The sequence below is a fragment of the Actinokineospora alba genome (genome assembly GCF_004362515.1).
Taxonomy (GTDB): Bacteria; Actinomycetota; Actinomycetes; order Mycobacteriales; family Pseudonocardiaceae; genus Actinokineospora; species Actinokineospora alba.
On sequence record NZ_SNXU01000001.1, the window covers coordinates 3,451,402 to 3,468,752 of the forward strand.

The 17,351-nt window shown below is 69.5% G+C and carries 23 protein-coding genes and 1 tRNA gene; 11 read left to right on the forward strand and 13 right to left on the reverse strand.

Annotated features, from left to right (window positions below; genetic code table 11):
* The first annotated feature begins 57 nt into the window (after positions 1-57).
* The 7 genes from C8E96_RS15900 to rdgB are packed head-to-tail and all read left to right on the forward strand — an operon-like array spanning position 58 to position 4,834.
* Positions 58-519 carry an SRPBCC family protein gene (locus C8E96_RS15900; protein ID WP_091383146.1) on the forward strand — a complete coding sequence of 154 codons (462 nt, stop codon included), beginning with the start codon at positions 58-60 and terminating at the stop codon, positions 517-519.
* Positions 516-1,238: an aspartate/glutamate racemase family protein gene (locus C8E96_RS15905; protein WP_091383144.1), complete on the forward strand. Its 723-nt coding sequence runs from the start codon at positions 516-518 to the stop codon at positions 1,236-1,238. Before C8E96_RS15900 ends, C8E96_RS15905 begins: the two co-directional genes overlap by 4 nt.
* A 10-nt stretch (positions 1,239-1,248) precedes the next feature.
* Positions 1,249-1,869 carry a rhomboid family intramembrane serine protease gene (locus C8E96_RS15910; RefSeq protein WP_091383141.1) on the forward strand — a complete coding sequence of 207 codons (621 nt, stop codon included), beginning with the start codon at positions 1,249-1,251 and terminating at the stop codon, positions 1,867-1,869.
* Positions 1,866-2,669, forward strand: coding sequence for a glutamate racemase (gene murI, locus C8E96_RS15915; RefSeq protein WP_091383139.1), 804 nt, complete (start codon positions 1,866-1,868; stop codon positions 2,667-2,669). Before C8E96_RS15910 ends, murI begins: the two co-directional genes overlap by 4 nt.
* A gap of 35 nt (positions 2,670-2,704) precedes the next feature.
* Positions 2,705-3,475 carry an MBL fold metallo-hydrolase gene (locus C8E96_RS15920; protein WP_091383136.1) on the forward strand — a complete coding sequence of 257 codons (771 nt, stop codon included), beginning with the start codon at positions 2,705-2,707 and terminating at the stop codon, positions 3,473-3,475.
* Between the two features lie 10 nt (positions 3,476-3,485).
* Positions 3,486-4,232 (forward strand): ribonuclease PH, encoded by a 747-nt coding sequence (rph, locus tag C8E96_RS15925; protein WP_091383183.1) that lies wholly within the window; start codon positions 3,486-3,488, stop codon positions 4,230-4,232.
* Complete coding sequence (gene rdgB, locus C8E96_RS15930; RefSeq protein ID WP_091383134.1) at positions 4,229-4,834, forward strand: RdgB/HAM1 family non-canonical purine NTP pyrophosphatase; 606 nt, start codon at positions 4,229-4,231, stop codon at positions 4,832-4,834. Before rph ends, rdgB begins: the two co-directional genes overlap by 4 nt.
* 583 nt (positions 4,835-5,417) lie before the next feature.
* Here the strand turns inward: rdgB and C8E96_RS15935 are convergent.
* From C8E96_RS15935 to smpB, 7 genes are all read right to left on the reverse strand, one after another.
* Positions 5,418-6,053: a DJ-1/PfpI family protein gene (locus C8E96_RS15935; protein WP_091383132.1), complete on the reverse strand. Its 636-nt coding sequence runs from the start codon at positions 6,051-6,053 to the stop codon at positions 5,418-5,420.
* 1 nt (position 6,054) lies between these two features.
* Complete coding sequence (locus C8E96_RS15940; protein WP_091383131.1) at positions 6,055-7,014, reverse strand: GlxA family transcriptional regulator; 960 nt, start codon at positions 7,012-7,014, stop codon at positions 6,055-6,057.
* Between the two features lie 42 nt (positions 7,015-7,056).
* Positions 7,057-7,956, reverse strand: coding sequence for a serine hydrolase (locus tag C8E96_RS15945; protein WP_091383129.1), 900 nt, complete (start codon positions 7,954-7,956; stop codon positions 7,057-7,059).
* Between the two features lie 115 nt (positions 7,957-8,071).
* Positions 8,072-8,536, reverse strand: a complete 465-nt coding sequence (bcp, locus tag C8E96_RS15950) for a thioredoxin-dependent thiol peroxidase (protein WP_091383127.1) — start codon at positions 8,534-8,536, stop codon at positions 8,072-8,074.
* A 21-nt stretch (positions 8,537-8,557) separates the two neighbouring features.
* Positions 8,558-9,070, reverse strand: a complete 513-nt coding sequence (locus C8E96_RS15955) for a hypothetical protein (RefSeq protein WP_133794495.1) — start codon at positions 9,068-9,070, stop codon at positions 8,558-8,560.
* Positions 9,071-9,243: 173 nt separating this feature from the next.
* Entirely contained in the window at positions 9,244-9,426 is a 183-nt protein-coding gene (locus C8E96_RS15960; RefSeq protein ID WP_091383123.1) for a hypothetical protein, read from the reverse strand.
* A 44-nt stretch (positions 9,427-9,470) separates the two neighbouring features.
* Positions 9,471-9,941: an SsrA-binding protein SmpB gene (gene smpB, locus C8E96_RS15965; protein ID WP_091383120.1), complete on the reverse strand. Its 471-nt coding sequence runs from the start codon at positions 9,939-9,941 to the stop codon at positions 9,471-9,473.
* A gap of 167 nt (positions 9,942-10,108) precedes the next feature.
* On the opposite strand from smpB, the gene C8E96_RS15970 reads away from it, so the two are divergent.
* Positions 10,109-11,527: a hypothetical protein gene (locus C8E96_RS15970; protein ID WP_133794497.1), complete on the forward strand. Its 1,419-nt coding sequence runs from the start codon at positions 10,109-10,111 to the stop codon at positions 11,525-11,527.
* Between the two features lie 49 nt (positions 11,528-11,576).
* On the opposite strand, the gene C8E96_RS15975 is transcribed toward C8E96_RS15970, so the two are convergent.
* Positions 11,577-11,653: transfer RNA gene (locus tag C8E96_RS15975), tRNA-Leu, on the reverse strand.
* A 104-nt stretch (positions 11,654-11,757) separates the two neighbouring features.
* Between C8E96_RS15975 and C8E96_RS15980 the strand changes: the two genes are divergently transcribed.
* Positions 11,758-11,979 carry a DUF3618 domain-containing protein gene (locus C8E96_RS15980; RefSeq protein ID WP_091383116.1) on the forward strand — a complete coding sequence of 74 codons (222 nt, stop codon included), beginning with the start codon at positions 11,758-11,760 and terminating at the stop codon, positions 11,977-11,979.
* A gap of 128 nt (positions 11,980-12,107) precedes the next feature.
* On the opposite strand, the gene C8E96_RS15985 is transcribed toward C8E96_RS15980, so the two are convergent.
* Both C8E96_RS15985 and C8E96_RS15990 read right to left on the reverse strand, forming a co-directional pair.
* Positions 12,108-12,398, reverse strand: coding sequence for a hypothetical protein (locus C8E96_RS15985; protein WP_176926841.1), 291 nt, complete (start codon positions 12,396-12,398; stop codon positions 12,108-12,110).
* 108 nt (positions 12,399-12,506) lie between these two features.
* Positions 12,507-13,118 carry a TetR/AcrR family transcriptional regulator gene (locus C8E96_RS15990; protein ID WP_091383114.1) on the reverse strand — a complete coding sequence of 204 codons (612 nt, stop codon included), beginning with the start codon at positions 13,116-13,118 and terminating at the stop codon, positions 12,507-12,509.
* Between the two features lie 81 nt (positions 13,119-13,199).
* Here C8E96_RS15990 and C8E96_RS15995 point away from each other — a divergent pair, with 81 nt between their 5' ends.
* Positions 13,200-14,717 carry a flavin-containing monooxygenase gene (locus C8E96_RS15995; RefSeq protein ID WP_091383112.1) on the forward strand — a complete coding sequence of 506 codons (1,518 nt, stop codon included), beginning with the start codon at positions 13,200-13,202 and terminating at the stop codon, positions 14,715-14,717.
* A gap of 108 nt (positions 14,718-14,825) precedes the next feature.
* Here the strand turns inward: C8E96_RS15995 and C8E96_RS16000 are convergent, their stop codons facing one another.
* From C8E96_RS16000 to C8E96_RS16010, 3 genes are all read right to left on the reverse strand, one after another.
* The gene (locus tag C8E96_RS16000; protein ID WP_091383109.1) at positions 14,826-15,026 is read right to left on the reverse strand and encodes a hypothetical protein; all 201 of its coding nucleotides are present in this window, start codon (positions 15,024-15,026) and stop codon (positions 14,826-14,828) included.
* 79 nt (positions 15,027-15,105) lie between these two features.
* Positions 15,106-15,597, reverse strand: a complete 492-nt coding sequence (locus tag C8E96_RS16005; protein WP_091383107.1) for a helix-turn-helix domain-containing protein — start codon at positions 15,595-15,597, stop codon at positions 15,106-15,108.
* 110 nt (positions 15,598-15,707) lie between these two features.
* Entirely contained in the window at positions 15,708-17,111 is a 1,404-nt protein-coding gene (locus tag C8E96_RS16010; protein ID WP_228770252.1) for an LCP family protein, read from the reverse strand.
* On the opposite strand from C8E96_RS16010, the gene C8E96_RS34395 reads away from it, so the two are divergent.
* Complete coding sequence (locus tag C8E96_RS34395) at positions 17,110-17,244, forward strand: hypothetical protein (protein WP_267463848.1); 135 nt, start codon at positions 17,110-17,112, stop codon at positions 17,242-17,244. The two genes, C8E96_RS16010 and C8E96_RS34395, sit on opposite strands and share 2 nt — an antisense overlap.
* Positions 17,245-17,351: the final 107 nt, after the last annotated feature.

Sequence of the window (17,351 nt, forward strand, 5' to 3'; positions counted from 1 at the left end):
CTGGAGGGGCGACTCGCGGGTGGTGTGGGTTGACAGGGCTCGGCGTAAGTTGACGCCGTGATTGAGATCGAGCGCTCCGCCCGAATCCCGGCGTCCCCGTCCGACGTGTGGACAGTCGTCTCCGACGCCCGCCGAGCCCCCGACTGGTTCAGCTTCGCCGTGCGCACCGACGTCCTCTCCGGGAGCGGCCGCGGCGAGAAGCGGCTGCAGCACGGCCGCTGGCGCACGAAGACCTCCGAGATCGAGCAGGAGGTCATCGAGTTCGTCCCCGACAAGCTGATCGCCTGGAAGCACACCGCCGAGCGGGTCGACGGCAAACCGGCGCCGGTGTACGTGTCCTCCGCGGTGTTCCGGATCGAGCTCGAGGCCGACGGCGACGGCACCGTCGTCCGGTTGCGCGCGCTGCTCGAACCGGTCGACGGGCTGCGGAAGCTCGCGCTGAAGCTGTTCGGCTCGCGCGACATCACCGGGCGGATGGAGGAGTCGCTGCACCGCCTCCCGGGCGCCGTCGCGTCGTGAAGGTCATCGGGCTGCTCGGCGGGATGAGCTGGGAGTCGTCGGCGGAGTACTACCGGATCGTCAACGAGCGGGTCCGCGAACGCCTCGGCGGCCTGCACTCGGCGCGCTGCGTCCTCTACTCCGTCGACTTCGCCGACATCGAGCGCATGCAGGTCGAAGGCCGCTGGGACGACGCCGCGGCCGTCCTGGACGACGCCGCCCAAGCGCTGGTTCGGGCAGGCGCGGAGATCGTCGTGCTGTGCACCAACACCATGCACAAGGTCGCCGACCGGATCGACGTGCCGCTGCTGCACCTCGCCGACACCACGGCGGCGGCTGTGCGCCGGACGGGCCTGCGGCGGGTCGGGCTGCTCGGGACCGCGTTCACCATGGAGCAGGACTTCTACACCGGCAGGCTCGCCGAACACGGCCTCGACGTCCTGGTCCCCGAGACCGCCGACCGTGCGACGGTGCACCGGGTCATCTACGACGAACTCGTCCTGGGCGTCGTGCGCGACGAGTCCCGCCAGGCGTACCGCGAGGTCATCGCCCGGCTCGTCGAGCGCGGTGCCGAAGGGATCATCCTCGGCTGCACCGAGATCGAACTCCTCCTCACCCAGGCCGACAGCCCGGTGCCGGTGTTCCCGACCGCCCGCCTGCACGCGGAACTCGCCGTCGATCTGGCGCTCGGGGACGACATCAGGGTTCTTCCGGATCCGCCGCCGCCCGCGAGCACGTAACCTCGGTTGCGTGAGCACCGTCCCCGCCAAGCGACCCGCGAACCGTGTCCTGCCGCCGAACCTGGCCCAGGCAGGCATCGTCGTCGGCGGCTTCGCCGTCCTGCTCTACCTGATCGAGTTCGCCGACCGGCTGCTGCCCGCGGACCTGGAGCTGAACGGGATCATCCCGCGCAGTGTCGACGGGCTCGACGGCATCATCTGGTCCCCGCTGCTGCACGGCGAGTGGTCGCACCTGATCGGCAACAGCGTCCCGCTGCTGGTCTTCGCCTTCCTCGCCATGGCCAACGGACTGAGTCAGTGGATCATGGTCACGGCGACGATCTGGCTGGTCAGCGGCATCGGCGTGTGGCTGACCAGCCCCGAGGACACCATCACCATCGGCGCGTCCGGGCTGTGCTTCGGCTGGCTGCTGTTCCTGCTGGTGCGCGGCCTGTTCAACCGCAGCCTCCTGCAACTGGGCGTCGCGGCCATCCTGTTCGCGTACTGGGGCACCACACTGCTCGGCGTGCTGCCCGGCGACACCGGGATCTCCTGGCAGGGCCACCTGTTCGGCGCGATCGGCGGTGTCCTGGCCGCCTGGGCCGCCGCCGTGGCGGACAAGCCCACGGTTCCCGGTACGTTCAAGGGGTGACGCGACCTCAGGCCCCGATCGGGATCTTCGACTCCGGCGTCGGGGGACTCACCGTCGCGCGCGCCATCCTCGACCAGCTCCCGCACGAACGGCTGCGCTACGTCGGCGACACCGCCAACAGCCCGTACGGCCCGCGGCCCATCGCCGACGTCCGCGCGCACTCGCTGGCGATCGCCGACCGGCTGGTCGACGACGGGGTGAAGATGCTGGTCATCGCCTGCAACACCGCCTCGTCGGCGTGCCTGCGCGACGCGCGCGAGCGCTACGACATCCCGGTGGTCGAGGTGATCGTGCCCGCCGTGCGCCGGGCCGTGGCGGCGACCCGCTCGGGTCGCGTCGGGGTCATCGGCACCGTGGGGACGGTCCGCTCCCGCGCGTACGACGACGCGTTCGCCGCGGCTCCTGGTGTCACCGTCACGAGTTCGGCGTGCCCGCGGTTCGTCGACTTCGTAGAGAAGGGCGTCACCTCGGGCAGGCAGATCCTGGGCCTCGCCCAGTCGTACCTCGAACCGCTGCAGGAGGCGGAGGTCGACACCGTGGTGCTCGGCTGCACGCACTACCCGCTCCTCACCGGCGTCGTGCAGATCGTCATGGGGCAGGACGTCACCCTCGTGTCGAGCGCGGAGGAATGCGCGAAGGACGTCTTCCGGGTCCTCGCCGAGCACGACCTGTTCGCCGAGGACGCGGGCGAACCGGCACACGAATTCGTCGCCACCGGGCCCGCCGAGCCGTTTCATCGCCTGGCACGCAGATTTCTCGGGCCGGAGTTGGCAAGTGTTGCTCCATTGGCTCGACGGTGATCGTGTCCGGGCGCTCGCTGTGACAGTCTGTCGAGGTGCTACTGACCGTCCTCGGCTGTTCGGGGAGCTTTCCCGGCCCGAACGCGCCCGCCTCCGGCTACCTGCTGGCCGCTGACGATTTCCTGCTGGGAATCGAACTCGGCAACGGCGCCTTCGCCGCGATGCAGACCGTGGTCGACCCGTTCGACCTCGACGCGCTGATGTTCTCCCACCTGCACGCCGACCACTGCGCCGACTTCTCCGGCCTGTCGGTGCTGCGCCGCTACCACCCGGCGCCCCCGTACGACCCGCGGGTGAACAAACTGGACGTCTACGCGCCGAGTGAGGCGCCGACCCGGTTCATCGCGGCCTACGCCACCGATGAAGCCGACCGGGCGGCCACCGATCTGTCCGATGTGTTCGAGTTCCACGCGCTGCGGCCCGGGAAAGTCCACATCGGACCCTTCGAGGTGGTCGTCACCCCGGCGGCGCACCCGTGTGAGTCGTTCAGCTTCCGGATCAGCCACGGCGGCCGGTCCCTGGCCTACACCGGCGACACGGCGATGAACGACGCGCTGGTGGAGGTCGTCGACGGCGCGGACGTCCTGCTGTCCGAGGCGTCCTGGACCCATTCGCCGAACCACCCGCCGAACCTGCACCTGTCCGGCCACGAGGCGGGCGTCCTCGCGGCGGGCGCGGGCGTCGAGCGGGTGCTGGTCACCCACATCCCGCCGTGGACGGACAAGGACGCGGTGATGGCCGAGGTCCGCGCCGCGTACGACGGTGAAGTGGTCCTCGTCGAACAGGGCGCCAAGTACGACATCTAGGGTGTTGCACGTGGCGCGAAGCGATGGCAGGAACGACGACCAGCTCAGGGACATCAAGCTCACCCGCGGCTACCAGGACTGGCCCGCGGGGTCGGTGCTCGTGGAGTTCGGGAAGACCAGGGTGCTGTGCGCGGCCAGCGTGACCGAGGGCGTGCCCCGGTGGCGCAAGGGCTCCGGGCTCGGCTGGGTCACCGCCGAGTACGCGATGCTGCCCTCGGCGACGAACACCCGCGGCGACCGCGAGTCGGTGAAGGGCCGCATCGGCGGGCGCACGCACGAGATCAGCAGGCTCATCGGCCGCTCGCTGCGCGCGTGCATCGACCTGGCTGCCCTCGGTGAGAACACCATCCACCTCGACTGCGACGTCATCCAGGCCGACGGCGGCACCCGGACCGCGGCGATCACCGGCGCGTACGTCGCCCTGCACGACGCCGTGACGTACCTGCGCGCGAAGGGCAAGCTCGCCGACCCGCAGCCGTTCTCGTGCGCGGTGTCCGCGGTGAGCGTCGGTGTGGTCGGCGGCCGGGTGCGGCTCGACCTGCCCTACGAGGAGGACGTGCGCGCCGAGGTCGACATGAACGTGGTCGCGACCGACGCGGGCACGCTCATCGAGGTCCAGGGCACGGGGGAGGGCGCGACGTTCGCCCGGTCCACCCTCGACCAGATGCTCGACTACGCCCTCGCGGGCTGCGCGGAACTCAACCGCATCCAGGCGGAGGCGCTGGCGCTGCCCTACCCGGGGGAGAAGGCGGGATGACCCGGGTACTGCTGGCGTCCCGCAACGCCAAGAAACTGGGCGAACTCCGCCGAATCCTGGCCGACGCCGACGTCTCGGGCATCGAGATCATCGGCCTCGCCGACGTCCCCGAATTCCCGGACGCCCCGGAGACCGGCGCGACCTTCGAGGAAAACGCCCTGGCGAAGGCCCGCGACGCGGTCGCCGCCACCGGCCTCCCGTCGATAGCCGACGACTCGGGCATCGCGGTCGACGCGCTCAACGGGATGCCGGGGGTGCTGTCGGCGCGGTGGTCGGGCAAACACGGTGATGACCAGGCCAACCTGGACCTTGTGCTGGCGCAGCTGACGGACGTCCCGGATGAGCGCCGGGGCGCGGCCTTCGTGTGCACGGCCGCCCTGGTCGTGCCCGGGGGCACCGAGGTCGTGGTCCGCGGCGAATGGCGCGGCACGGTGATCCGGGCCGGACGTGGGGAGAACGGGTTCGGCTACGACCCGATCTTCGTGCCGGAGGGCGAGACGAGGACGTCGGCCGAACTGACCCCCGCGGAAAAGGACGCCCAGTCCCACCGCGGCCGAGCCCTCCGCCTGCTTCTTGACCACCTGCGATCACTGGCTGACTAAGCCGGGCTTCCCAGCCGCACGCCCCAGCCCCACCAGAGCACTGCTCCCCAGCGAGAGCACCGCTCTTTGACGAGGGCGCCGCTTCCCGGCGAGAGCATTGCTCCTCGGCGAGAGCGCTGCTCCCTGAGGAGAGCACTGCTCTCATGACGGGGGCTGCTCTCATGACGAGAGCACTGCTCTATGACGAGAGCACTGCTCTATGACGAGAGCACTGCTCTATGACGAGAGCACTGCTCTCGTTTCAGAGCGGTGTCCCATTGTGGTGCGAGAGCAGTGCTCTCTGCTGGGAACGGTGCTCTGGCTGGGATGTGAGCGGTGCACTCTCTTGTGAGCGGTGATCTGCTTGGGTCGAGAGCAGTGCTCTCGGTTTGGAGCAGTGCTCTCGTTATAGAGCGGTGCTCCAGGTGTAGGGGCTCCGGTTGTGTGCCGGTCTGGTGATCGAGGGCAGGTACACAGCCGGTCCCGGTCGTGGGTACTTGCCGCAGAGAGCAGTGCTCTCTGTTGTGAGCGGTGCTCTGGCTGGGGTGAGAGCGGTGCTCTCGAGTTGGAGCGGTGCTCTCGCCCGGTCTTCAGGACGGTGTGATCACCGCTCCGAGAAAGCTGCCCTTGCCAACGTGACCACCGACTCGCTTGCCTTGGACAGGTGGCCGGAGTCGAATGGTGGCCGCGGGTCGTACTCGATCATCAGTTGGATGGCTTCCGCCACCTCCCGCCCATGAGTCTCCCCGGCCAGCCACAGCGCCAGGTCGATCCCCGCCGACACTCCCGCCGCCGTCACGATCCGCCCCTCATGCACCACCCGCTCCTCCGGGCAGGGCCGCGCCCCGAAATGTGGCAAAGCGTCCTGTACCAACCAATGCGTCGTCGCGGACAGCCCCTTCAGCAGGCCCGCCGCCCCCAGGATCACTGCTCCGCTGCACACCGACGTCGTCCAGCGGGTCGTCTTGTGCGCCTCGACCAGCCATTGCCGCAGCACCGGGTCGGCCATCGCCGCTTCCGTGCCGCGCTCCGAGCCGGGGACGAGCACCAGGTCCGGCGTCGGGGTCGAGGCGAACGTGTGCGTCACGCCGAGGGTGAGGATTCCCGCGTCGGTCATCAAGGGGCCGGGGGAGTGCCCGACGAACCGCAACTCCGTGTCCGGCATAAGCCGCAGCACCTCGTACGGTCCCACCGCGTCCAGGGCGGTCACCCCGGGGTAGAGCACGATCGCGACCTGCATGTCAGATCCTCTCCGCGGTACGGAACCGCGCTCGGTAGTCGTCCGGGCCCACGCCCAGGACGCGGACGAAGGCCCGGCGCAAGGTCTCCGGGCTGCCGAAGCCCGCGCGCGCCGACACGGTCGCCACCGTGGTCGAGTCGGCTTCCAGCAGCCCCCGCGCCGCCTCCACCCGGACCCGTTCGACGAACCGGGCCGGTGTCGTGCCCAGTTGCTCCGCGAAGAGCCTGCCGAGGTGCCGTTCGGACATCCCCGCCCGCCGCGCGAGCCGGGGCACCCGGTGGTCGCCCGCCGGGTCGGCGGCGATGTCGTCGCACACCGGGCGCAGCGGTGACGCCGACGCCACCGCGTAGTCCAGGCGGGTGGAGAACTGGGACTGCCCGCCAGGCCGCTGCAGGAACAGCACCAGCCACCGCGCCACCGTCCTGGCCGTCTCCGCGCCGTGGTCGGCCTCCACCAGGGCGAGCGCCAGGTCCATCCCCGCCGTCACCCCCGCCGACGTGTACACCGACCCGTCCCGCACGAAGATCCGGTCGGGTTCCACGACGACCCCCGGGAAGGCCGACCGCATCCGGCCCGCCATGGCCCAGTGCGTCGTCGCCCGCCGCCCGTTCAGCAGCCCGGCCGCGCCGAGCACGAACGCCCCGGTGCACACCGAGCAGACCCGGGACGCGGTCTCGGCGAGCCGACGCACCTGCGCGACCACCGAGGGAACGCACGCCTCCTCATACCCCCAACCGCCCGCGATCAGCAGGGTGTCGGCGTGGTCGACCCCGGCCAACGCGGCGTCGGCGTCCAGCCGCAGCCCCGATTCGCCGCGGACGGCCGAGCCGTCGGGGGAGGCGACGACGAGTTCATAGGCGTCCGGTTCGAGCCGCGCCGCGCCCGCGAAGACCTCCGCTGGGCCGACGACGTCGAGCAGCTGAACACCGGGGAAGACGACGAGAACCACCCTGTGTGCCATGCGTCCAGCCTCTGGCAGCGGCGGTCATGTCCGCAAGGACGCCTACCCCTCGTTTTCGGACACGACCCGGTTGACCGCCTTGGCGCCCGCCGTGACCGATGAGGCCGCCGTCGCGAGTCGGGTCGATGGCGGGTGCTCGGTCAGCAGCACCACGATGTAGCGCCACTTCGCCCCCACCAGCCCGGTGCTGTGCACGAAGTCCACCTTCGCGTTGTCGCCCCAGCCCTGTTTGACCGCCCAGTCCGCGTCCACCCCGGTGGGGATGCCGAAGTGCTGGTCGAACCCGTCCGCGGCCACCCGCGGCGCCGTGGCCAGCGCGTCCACGACGAGGGCCTGGTCCGCGGCGGGCAGCTCGGTCAGCACGTGTGTGTAGATCCGGGCGACGTCACGCGGGCTGAGCAGTGTGTCGCCCCAGCGGCCAGGGTCCGTGGGCGGCCGGGTGTGGGTGAGGCCGAGCCGCTTCGCCGTGCGCGTGATCATGGCGACTCCGCCCGCCCGCGTCCACAGTTCGCTGGCGATCGGGTCGTCCGACATCTGCAGCATCCGCCGGACCCGATCGCGGTCGCCGCCGCCGGAGTGCAGCACGTCAAGGGCGATGAGGAGCTTGACCAGCGACGCCGAGTGGAACCGGCGGTCCGGGTTGACCGACACCAGTTCCGCGCCGGTCTGCCGGTCGATCACCAGCGCGCCCACGGTGGCCGACTTCTGGACCCCGCGCACCGCGCCGGCCACGTCGACCGGTGGTCTCTTGGGCGCCGGGGTCGGCTTCACGGCAGACGGCTTGACCGGGGTGGCCGACGGCGTGACGGGCGGAGTCGACGGCTCGACCGGCACGGCGGCGGGCGTGCCGACCTCGACCGGCACAGGCGCGGACACCACGCCGATCGGCGCCGAGGAGCACCCGGCGAGCAGGATGAGCACGAGGAACGACAGCAGGCGCATGCCGTGAATACGCCGTCACCCGATGGTGAAGTTGACGTCCTCGGCAGGCAACTATTCCGCCGCGCCCGCGGTACGCGACAACCGCCGATTTGGTTGTCGCGCACCGCGAACTTGGTCAGAGCTTGAGGTCTTTGCGCAGCTTGGCGACGTGCCCGGTGGCCCGCACGTTGTAGAAGGCGTGCGCGATACGGCCGTCCGGGTCGACGATGAAGGTGGACCGGATCACACCGGTCACCGTCTTGCCGTACAGCTGCTTCTCGCCGTACGCGCCCCACGCCGTGAGCACCGTGCGGTCCGGGTCGGACAGCAGCGGGAAGGTGAGGCCCTCGTCAGCGACGAACTTGGCCAGCTTCGCCGGCTTGTCCGGGGAGATGCCGAGAATGGCGAAGCCCGCGTCGTTGAGTTCCGCGAGGTTGTCCCGGAAGTCGCAGGCCTGCTTGGTGCAGCCGGGGGTGGCCGCCGCCGGGTAGAAGTAGACGACCACGGACTTGCCGCGGAAGTCGGACAGCGAGACCTCGTTGCCCTCGCTGTCGAGGAGCGTGAAATCAGGAGCCTGGTCGCCCTCGGAAAGTCGCGTCATGCCGTTGAAACTAGCGCGCGGCTACGCGACCCCTTCGAACACCATCACCATCGACCGCGACGCGGGATCCGGCTGGGCGCTCAGCTGCACCGACACGCGCTGCTCGGGCGCGGCGAACGCCACGGAGAACCGCGCCTTCGCGCCGGGTGCGATCTCGACGTCGCCGACCAGGCCGGCGTAACCCTGGGTCGAGTCGATCACCTGCCGGGCGGTGACGCCGTCGGCGGTGGCGGTCAGCACCAGCACGGTCGGCCGGTACGCCGTCGTGCCGTGGTTCTCCACGGTGACGTCGAACCCCAGCGCGCGCGGGCTCTTCGGGTACGCCGAGTCGGTCGGCACGAACGAGGTGGGCCCCGAAACCGTGATCGAGAGGTTGTCGCCCAGCGGCCTGCGCTCGCCGCTGCGCGACGGGCTCGCGGCGGCGGACGCGGCGACGGACCGCTCAGCCGGTTCGGAGTACGCGGGACCGCTGCCGCAGCCGGTGACCAACACCAGCAGCGCGCAGAGGGCAGCCGCCCATCCGACGGGTTTCACGGTCAGTGCCACTTCCTTGCCTGGGGACGCTCGGGGGGTGCGTGTCCACTTTTACTGGCCGACCAGCCGAATGCGGCCCGCATTAGGCCGTTGAGTCGTACCTGGTGTCGTGCTGTGGCCGAGCCGTGATCAGGGGAGCACCCCAAGTGATCGGCGCCACTGCCGGTCGGGGCTCAGGCGGCGAGCGCGAAGAAGAGCACGAAGACGCCGATGAACACGAGCCAGGCGGCGATCAGCCAGCCGAAGTCACGCCACGGCGAGATCGCGTGGTTGTCCTCGCCGGGCACGTAGACGCCGCGCTCCTCGAACCGGTCGACCAGTCGCAGGAGCGCCGCGAAGGGCCGCGGGGCGCGCATGCGCTGATCGTGTCACGAGCGGCGGGAATCCGCCGCAACGCGGTTCAGCGGCGCTGACCTTTGACGTGCCGGGCGAACTCGCGCTCGATCTCCCGGTTGGCGTCGCGGGTGGCCAGGTCCTGGCGTTTGTCCCAGGTCTTCTTGCCCTTCACGAGAGCCAGTTCGACCTTGGCCCGGCCGTCGCTGAAGTACATCGACATCGGGATCAGCGACAGCCCGCTCTCCCGGACCCGGATGTCCCAGCGGTCGATCTCGCGCCGGTTGAGGAGCAGTTTGCGCACGCGGCGCGGGGTGTGGTTGGTCCACGTGCCCATGGCGTACTCGTTGATGTGCAGGCCGCGCAGCCACACCTCGCCGTCGTCGATCGTGGCGAAGGCGTCGACGAGTGACACCCGGCCCAGCCGCAGGCTCTTGACCTCCGTGCCGACGAGCATCACGCCCGCCTCCAGCGTGTCGAGGACGGCGTAGAGGTGACGCGCTCGCCGGTTCGTGGCGATCACCGTGGTCGTGGCCATGCGGTCACTTTAATTCACAGAGTCGTTCACACCGTTTTCTTAAATCATTGGGCTGGTTGGCGGATATATGCCCGGTCCACACGCTGCGATTGTCACCTCGACCTGTGCCCGCACCCCTGCAACGGCGGGCACGTCCAGGTCCTTCCCTGCATGAAGGGCAAATCGCCATGCGTTCACCACGTTCCACAGCCAGGCGGCTACGTGCCGCCTGCGTATTGGTCGCCGCCGTCGGTCTGACCGTCGTCGGTGTGCAGACCGTCTCCGCCAACGCCTCGCCCACCCCGGCGGCGAGCGCCAAGGCGGGGCCGCTTCCCGTTGCCCCGGATGGACATTCCCACCCGGTCATCGAGTCCGTCCCGCAGGACCAGCCCGAGCGCGGCTTGGTCTACAAAGGACTGAACATCGCCCAGGCGGGTCCGTGCAAGGGGACCTATCTCGTGCGTGGCCACGATGTGTGCTCGCACGGCCCCGACCAGCCGCCGCCCGGCTACCGCATGGGCACCCAGGTCCAGCCGCTGTCGGCGCAGCAGGCCACGGCCGCGGGCGTGTGCGTCGGCGACGGTTCCAGCGGCAACCGGGCCCAGGTGCTCTACGTCTACGCGAGCACCGACCGGTTCGCCCAGTACAAGACGTCGATCGAACAATGGGCGATCGGCATGAGCGACATCTACAACGAGAGCGCCAAGGAGACCGGCGGCACCCGGCACGTCCGACTCCTGCACGACGCGAACTGCACGCCGGTCGTGAGCAAGGTGCAGATCACCTCAAGCCAGCTCGCGGACTTCACCAGCATGAGCAACGCGTTGTCGCAGAAGGGTTACAACCGCCAGGACCGCAAGTACGTGATCTTCGCCGACTCGTCGGTGTACTGCGGCATCGGCGACTTCGCCGGTGACACCCGCAAGGGCGCCACGAACCGCAGCAACTACGGCCCGTCCTACGGCCGCACCGACACCAGCTGCTGGGGACCGGACACGCCCGCGCACGAACTGGGCCACAACCTGGGCGCGGTCAACAACAACGCCCCCAACGCCAGCGGCGGCGCGCACTGCACCGACGAGTGGGACCTGATGTGTTACAGCGACCACCCGAACTACCCGCAGATGCGTTACATCTGCACCGACCGGGCCAAGGACGCGCGCTTCGACTGCGGCCACAACGACTACTACCACACGAATCCGCCCGCGGGCAGCTACCTGGCGACCTACTGGAACATGGCCGACAGCCTCTGGCTGGTCGCCAACGGCTCGACCGACCCGACCCCGACACCCGGGGTCTGCTCGACCTACGCCACCAAGCACACCGGCACCCTGAACCAGGGCGCCTCGGCGATCCAGCCCAACGGCACCTGGTACCAGTCCACCACCAGCGGCACCCACGCCGGCTGCGTTGACGGGCCGGACGGCACGGACTTCGACCTGCACCTGCAGAAGTGGAACGGCAGCGGCTGGACGACGGTGGCCAAGGCCGAGACGGAGAAGGCCGACGAGACGCTGTCCTACAGCGGGACCGCCGGCTACTACCAGTACAAGGTCGTGGCCTACGCGGGCTCCGGCGGCTACACCTTCGGGATGAACAAGCCCTGATCACCGGCGGCGGCCCCGGCGCCTGGCGGCGTCGGGGCCCTCGCTTGGCTGGTGGGACCGGAGAGACTCGAACTCTCACTGGCACGGACCTAAACCGTGTGCCTCTGCCAATTGGGCTACGGTCCCCCGCCCGCGACTAGCGCGGGCGGGAACAGCCTAACCGCGTGGCCCCTGCACGGCGCGGGTGGCCGGTGATCTAACGTGGTGTCGCCGGACTTCTAGGAGGACACGTGGCCCGCGACCCCGACACCATCCAGCGCGAGATCGAGCAGGCGCGCGACGCACTGGCATCGACGTTGGACCAGCTGGGCACCAAAGCGAGCCCGAAGCGGCTGGTGGACAACGCGAAGACGTCCGCCCGCGCGAAGGCCGACGAGCCGAAGGTGAAGTACGCGCTCATCGGTATCGGCGTCGTGGTTGGTTTCCTGCTCGTGCGCAAGCTGTTCCGCTAGTCCGCCTCCCCGAAATTTTGGGGTTGGTCACCTACCGTGCCGCAGGCGCGGGATGGTGGGTCACCGTGGTCGATTTTCGTCACGGTCCCCTTAGGTGGCGGTCGCGGCGCTGCGGCTGCCAGGCGGAGCTAAGAACCAGTGGCGGCGGGCGGGGTTGTCACCTCGTCCGCCTTCCTGGGCTCGGTGCCGAGTCGGGCGGTCAGGTACGCGGCGGTGAAGCTGACCGCGTCGCCCTCAAGGGTGTGGACGACGGTCTTGATCTCCTCGTTCGGCGCCAGCTTCTCCACCAGCTGGTCAGCGCGGTCGCGGGCGGCGATGAGGCCCGGCGCGGTCGCTTTGAGCGTCTTCCCGCGGCAGGTCACCTCGACTTTCCAGTCGTCGCCGTCCGGTGTGTAGTTGGCCTCGATCGGCTCGAACATGTGGCATCGCCCCTCAGACGTCCGTGGTTGATACTTAACACAACGCCGGGCGGTCCCGCCGGACGGTTAGCACCGAGAAAATGATTCGGGTAGCCCCGCGCGGGCGATTTATCCGACCGGGATGTCGCCCGCGACGCCCTTCCACAGCACCGACATCAGCATGTCCGCGGCTTGCGCGGCGGTCACCTCGGACTGGTTGACGTACCAGAGGGAGAGCCGCTCGCAGGCGCCGACGAGGATCTGCGCGAGCATCTCCAGTTCGATCCGCGGCTTGTCGGGCACGAACGCCGCGAACAGCGTGATGTCGAGTTCCACCTGCTCACGGCGGGCCTCCTCGACTTCCGCGATCGCCACCGGGCCCGCCAGCGCGGCCTCGTTGCGCAGCATCAGCGACCACGAGCGGCGGTGCGTGTCGGTGAAGTCGAAGAAGGCGACCAGGCCGCGGCGCAGGGCCTCCTCGACGGTGCCCGCGCCCGCCACGGCCTCCAGAGTGCACTTCGACAGGTCGGCCCGCGCCGCGCGGATGCAGGCGACGAGCAGGCCCTCCTTGGAGCCGAAGTACTCGTAGATCATCGGCTTGGACACACCACAGCGCTCGGCGATCTCGTCCATGGAGACCGCCGCGTAGCCGCGCTCGGCGAAGATCTCCTCGGCGACGCCCATCATCTGCCGTTCGCGCTCTGCCCGAGGCATCCGACGCTTGCGCTCGCTGGTGGTCACGGAATTGACTCTACCGCAAGTAACCTACTCCGGGTAAGCTGGACTCTGGGTAACACTCAGCGACGCATGGAGGATCGGGAGATGGGCGAGCTCATCCACACAAATGTGGTGGTGATCGGGACCGGGTTCTCCGGCATGGGGATGGCCATCCAGCTCCGCCGGGAAGGTCGCGACGACTTCGTCATCCTGGAGAAGGCGGCCGACTTCGGCGGCACCTGGCGCGACAACAGCTACCCAGGGTGCGCCTGCGACATCCAGTCCCACATGTACTCCTTCTCCTTCGAGCAGAAGTCCGACTGGACCCGCTCCTACGCCCCGCAGGCCGAGATCTGGGACTACATGCGCGGCGTCGCCGCCAAGTGGGGCCTGGCCCGCTACACCCGCTTCGGCGTGGAGGTCACCAGCGCGCGCTGGGACGAGGAGGAGAGCCGCTGGTACGTCGGCACCGCCTCCGGCGACACCTACGTCGGCAAATACCTCGTCGCGGGCATCGGCGCGCTGCACATCCCGTCGGTCCCGGCGCTGCCCGGCATCGAGAACTTCCAGGGCGCGACGTTCCACTCCGCGCAGTGGGACCACGACTACGACCTCAAGGGCAAGCGGGTCGCGGTGATCGGGACCGGCGCCAGCGCCATCCAGTTCGTCCCGAAGATCGCCCCCGACGTCGCCGAGCTGACCCTGTTCCAGCGCACCGCGCCGTGGGTCATGCCCAAGCCCGACCACGCGATGCCTGCCTGGTCGCAGGCCCTGTTCGCCAAGGCCCCCGGAGTCCAGCGCGGCTACCGGCACTTCCTGTACTGGATCAACGAGGTGCGCGCGGTCGGCTTCAACGGCCACCAGAACATCCTCAAGTTCGCCTCCAAGCTGGCCGCCTGGAACATCAAGCGCTCGGTGAAGGACCCGGAGCTGGCCCGCAAGCTCACCCCCGACTACGTCATGGGCTGCAAGCGGGTGCTGGTCTCCAACGACTACTACCCGACGTTCAACCGGCCGAACGTGCACCTCGACACCGACGGCGTCGCCGAGGTCCGGGCGAACAGCATCGTCGGCCGTGACGGCCGCGAGCACCAGGTCGACGCGATCATCTACGGCACCGGCTTCCATGTGACCGACGCCTTCGACTACCTCACGGTCTCCGGCCGCGACGGCCGCGACCTGGCCAAGGAGTGGCGCGAGAACGGGATCAACACCCACCTGGGGATCACCGTCTCGGGCTACCCGAACCTGTTCTACCTGCTCGGCCCGAACACCGGCCTCGGCCACAACTCGGTCGTGTTCATGATCGAGTCGCAGATCCGCTACATCGCCGACGCCCTGCGCCTGGTCGAGAAGCACGGCGCCGACGCCATCGACGTGCGCGCCACGGCTCAGGAGCGGTTCAACCAGGAGGTGCAGCGCAAGCTCGCCGACGGTGTGTGGACCCAGGGCGGCTGCCAGAGCTGGTACCTCGACGCCAAGGGCGTCAACCGCACCATCTGGCCCGGCTTCACCTGGCGCTACTGGATGCGCACCCGCAAGGTCGACCCTGCGGACTTCGAGTTGATCACCCGCGGCAAAGTGAAGGAACCCGCCGACACCGCCGCCGCGGTCGCGCGCTGACGGGGCAGGCCCGCCGCACTGGGTGCGGCGGGCCTGCTTCTCCTGACGGACCCGGTCCTGCCACATGCCCCGTGGTAGGCGGTCCGGATCAGGAGGGTCTCGTGCGGGTCATCCGGCGTTGACCTCGAGCAGGCTCGGGTCCGCGACGCCGGGTGAACGGCACCGGCGCGGGCAGACCCCGCGACCAGCCGAACCGCATGCGGGCGGGGCGGGGGCCGTCAGAGTCATGGCGAACTGATCGTCGCTCAGCCCGAGCAGGGCCTCGTCGAGCGTGCGCTCGACGGCGGCCCAGGACGTGGTGTCGATCATCGGGTCACCTTGGCGTACCGAACGTCGAACTCGTTCGCCCGGGTGGTGAACTCAGCTGCCGGAAGGGGCGACTCGCGGGTCAGGTGGCGGGGGCCGGGGGAGCGGGGCGGATGGCTCTGAGGCGGGCGATGAGGTCTCGGACCTCGACGCCGCACAGTTCGGCCATCCGCTCGATCGCGGAGATGTCGAGGTGGACCTCGGCGGGCGTCGGTCCCGTGTGCTCGGTGAGGCGCTCGGCGGCCCAGCGGCGCAGGGGGAGCAGGTCGGAGCCTCGCTCATGCACGACCGAGCGCAGGTCGACGCGTATTCGGCCGACGCTGGTGCCCGAGAACACGCGATCGTGCACGCGAGCCATCAGCTCATGGGGATGCTCGTCGAGAGCGAAGCAGATCTCCACCAGTCGCACGACCGAGCACTGCCGGGTGCCCAGTTCGTAGGTCGCCAGCGTCTGCAGGGAGATCTCGGTCTGCAGCCGCCGGTTGAGTTCCTTGCGGGTCCAGCCGCGCTGCTTGCGCAAGCGGCGGATCTCGTCCCCGAGTACGCGCTGGTAGACCGCCGCATCGATCCGCACGTTCACCCCTCCGTCAGGTCCGGCTGTTACTCCCGGTCTCACTTGAGGAAGTGATGAACTACGCGACTCTGACGCGAATCCACCCGAAGTTAGGCCGAACGGGTGAACCGTCAGTTGATGCAGGCGGGCTGCGGCTCCTGGGCCAGTCCGTTGAGGGTCAGCAGCGGGTCGGCGGCGAGCCGCTCGCCTGACTGCTGGTAGTCCTTGCCGAGGATGACGGTGACCTTGCCCTTGGTCAGGTTGGCGTCCTCCTCGACCGCGAACTCGCCCTCCAGTGCCTGCGCCACGGCCTCGCCCGCGGCCTTGTCGCCCTTGGCGTGGCGGACCACGGTCTTCTGCCTGGCCGCCGCGTTGCCCGTGGTGCCCGGCTTGAACCCCTGCCCGGCCAGTACGTCGGAGACATCGCCCGCGAGCCCGTCGCGGCCGGAGCCGTTGAGCACGTTCACCGTCGGCTTCGGGGCCGACGTGCCGTCCGTGGTGGACGTTCCGGGCGAGGTGGCGCCGGTGGACGGTGGGCCACCGGGGGTGATGACGCCTTGGACGAACTTGCGCACGGCCACCGGGTCGACGCCCACCGCGCTGCCGTCGTTGGGCGTGGACAGGTCGATCGTGACGATCGGGATGGTCTGGAACGAGACGTTGCCGCCGGTGAAGCCCATCATCTGCTGGGCGAACCGCATGATGTCCCAGCCCGGGTCCAGCACGACCGACTTCTTGATCGCGTCCTGCAGCTTGCCCAGCGTCTCGGACCCGGGGACCAGCAGGTCCTTCGACAGGATCTTCTTCGCCATGCCGCTCATGAACACCTGCTGGCGGGCGATCCGGTCGATGTCGCCGTTGGGCAGCCCGTGTCGCTGCCGGACGAACGCGAGGGCCGCGGTGCCCTGCAGGTTCTGCCTGCCCGCCGGGAAGTTGGCGCCGGAGAAGCTGTCCTTGACCGCCTTGTTCAGGCAGACGTCGATGCCGCCGATCGCGTTGGTGATGTCGTAGAAGCCCAGCAGGTTGACCTCGGCGTAGTGGTCGATCTTGGCGCCGGTCAGCTTCTCCACCGTGGCGATGAGGCTCTTCGCGCCGTCGAGGTTGGACTTGACGTCGAGGTCGCGGCCTTGCACGCCCTGCTTCTGCAACTTGGCGCGCGCTTCGAGCTTCGCCCGGCCGTACGCGGAGTTGATCTTGTGTTTGCCGTGGTTCGGGATGTCCACGTAGGAGTCGCGGGGCAGCGAGATGCCGACCGCCTTGCCGCCGTCGTTCGGGATCCTGATCATGATCAGGGTGTCGGTGTTGATCTCGCCGTCGGCCTTGCCCGCGTTGAGCATCGCGAGCTGCTCCTTCGACAGCGGGTTGCCCTGCGCGTCGGTGCGGCTGTCCATGCCGACCATGAGGATGTCGACCGCGCCGTCCGCGGGTTTCTCGCCCGAGCCGGAGATGACGTCGGCCGTCGACAGCCCGTCGGTGAAGCTGTCCGCGAGGTTCGAGTAGTAGCCGGTGGCGACCAGCACCAGCACGGACAGCATGGTCACGAACACCTTGCCGCCGGTCAGCTTCCGCTTCGGCGGGGGCGGCGGGCGGCGGGTCGACGGGCGCGGCGGCCGCGACCGGGGCGGCGGCGTGGCCCGCTCGGCCATCCGTTCGGTCGGCGCCGAGTGATGTGGTCTGCCGGTGATGCGGGGAGTGGCGGAGGGTCGCCCGGTGCCGGTCGACGAGCGCGGCGAGGCGGGCCTGCCTTGGCCCGCTCGGCTCGCTGACTTAGGCGG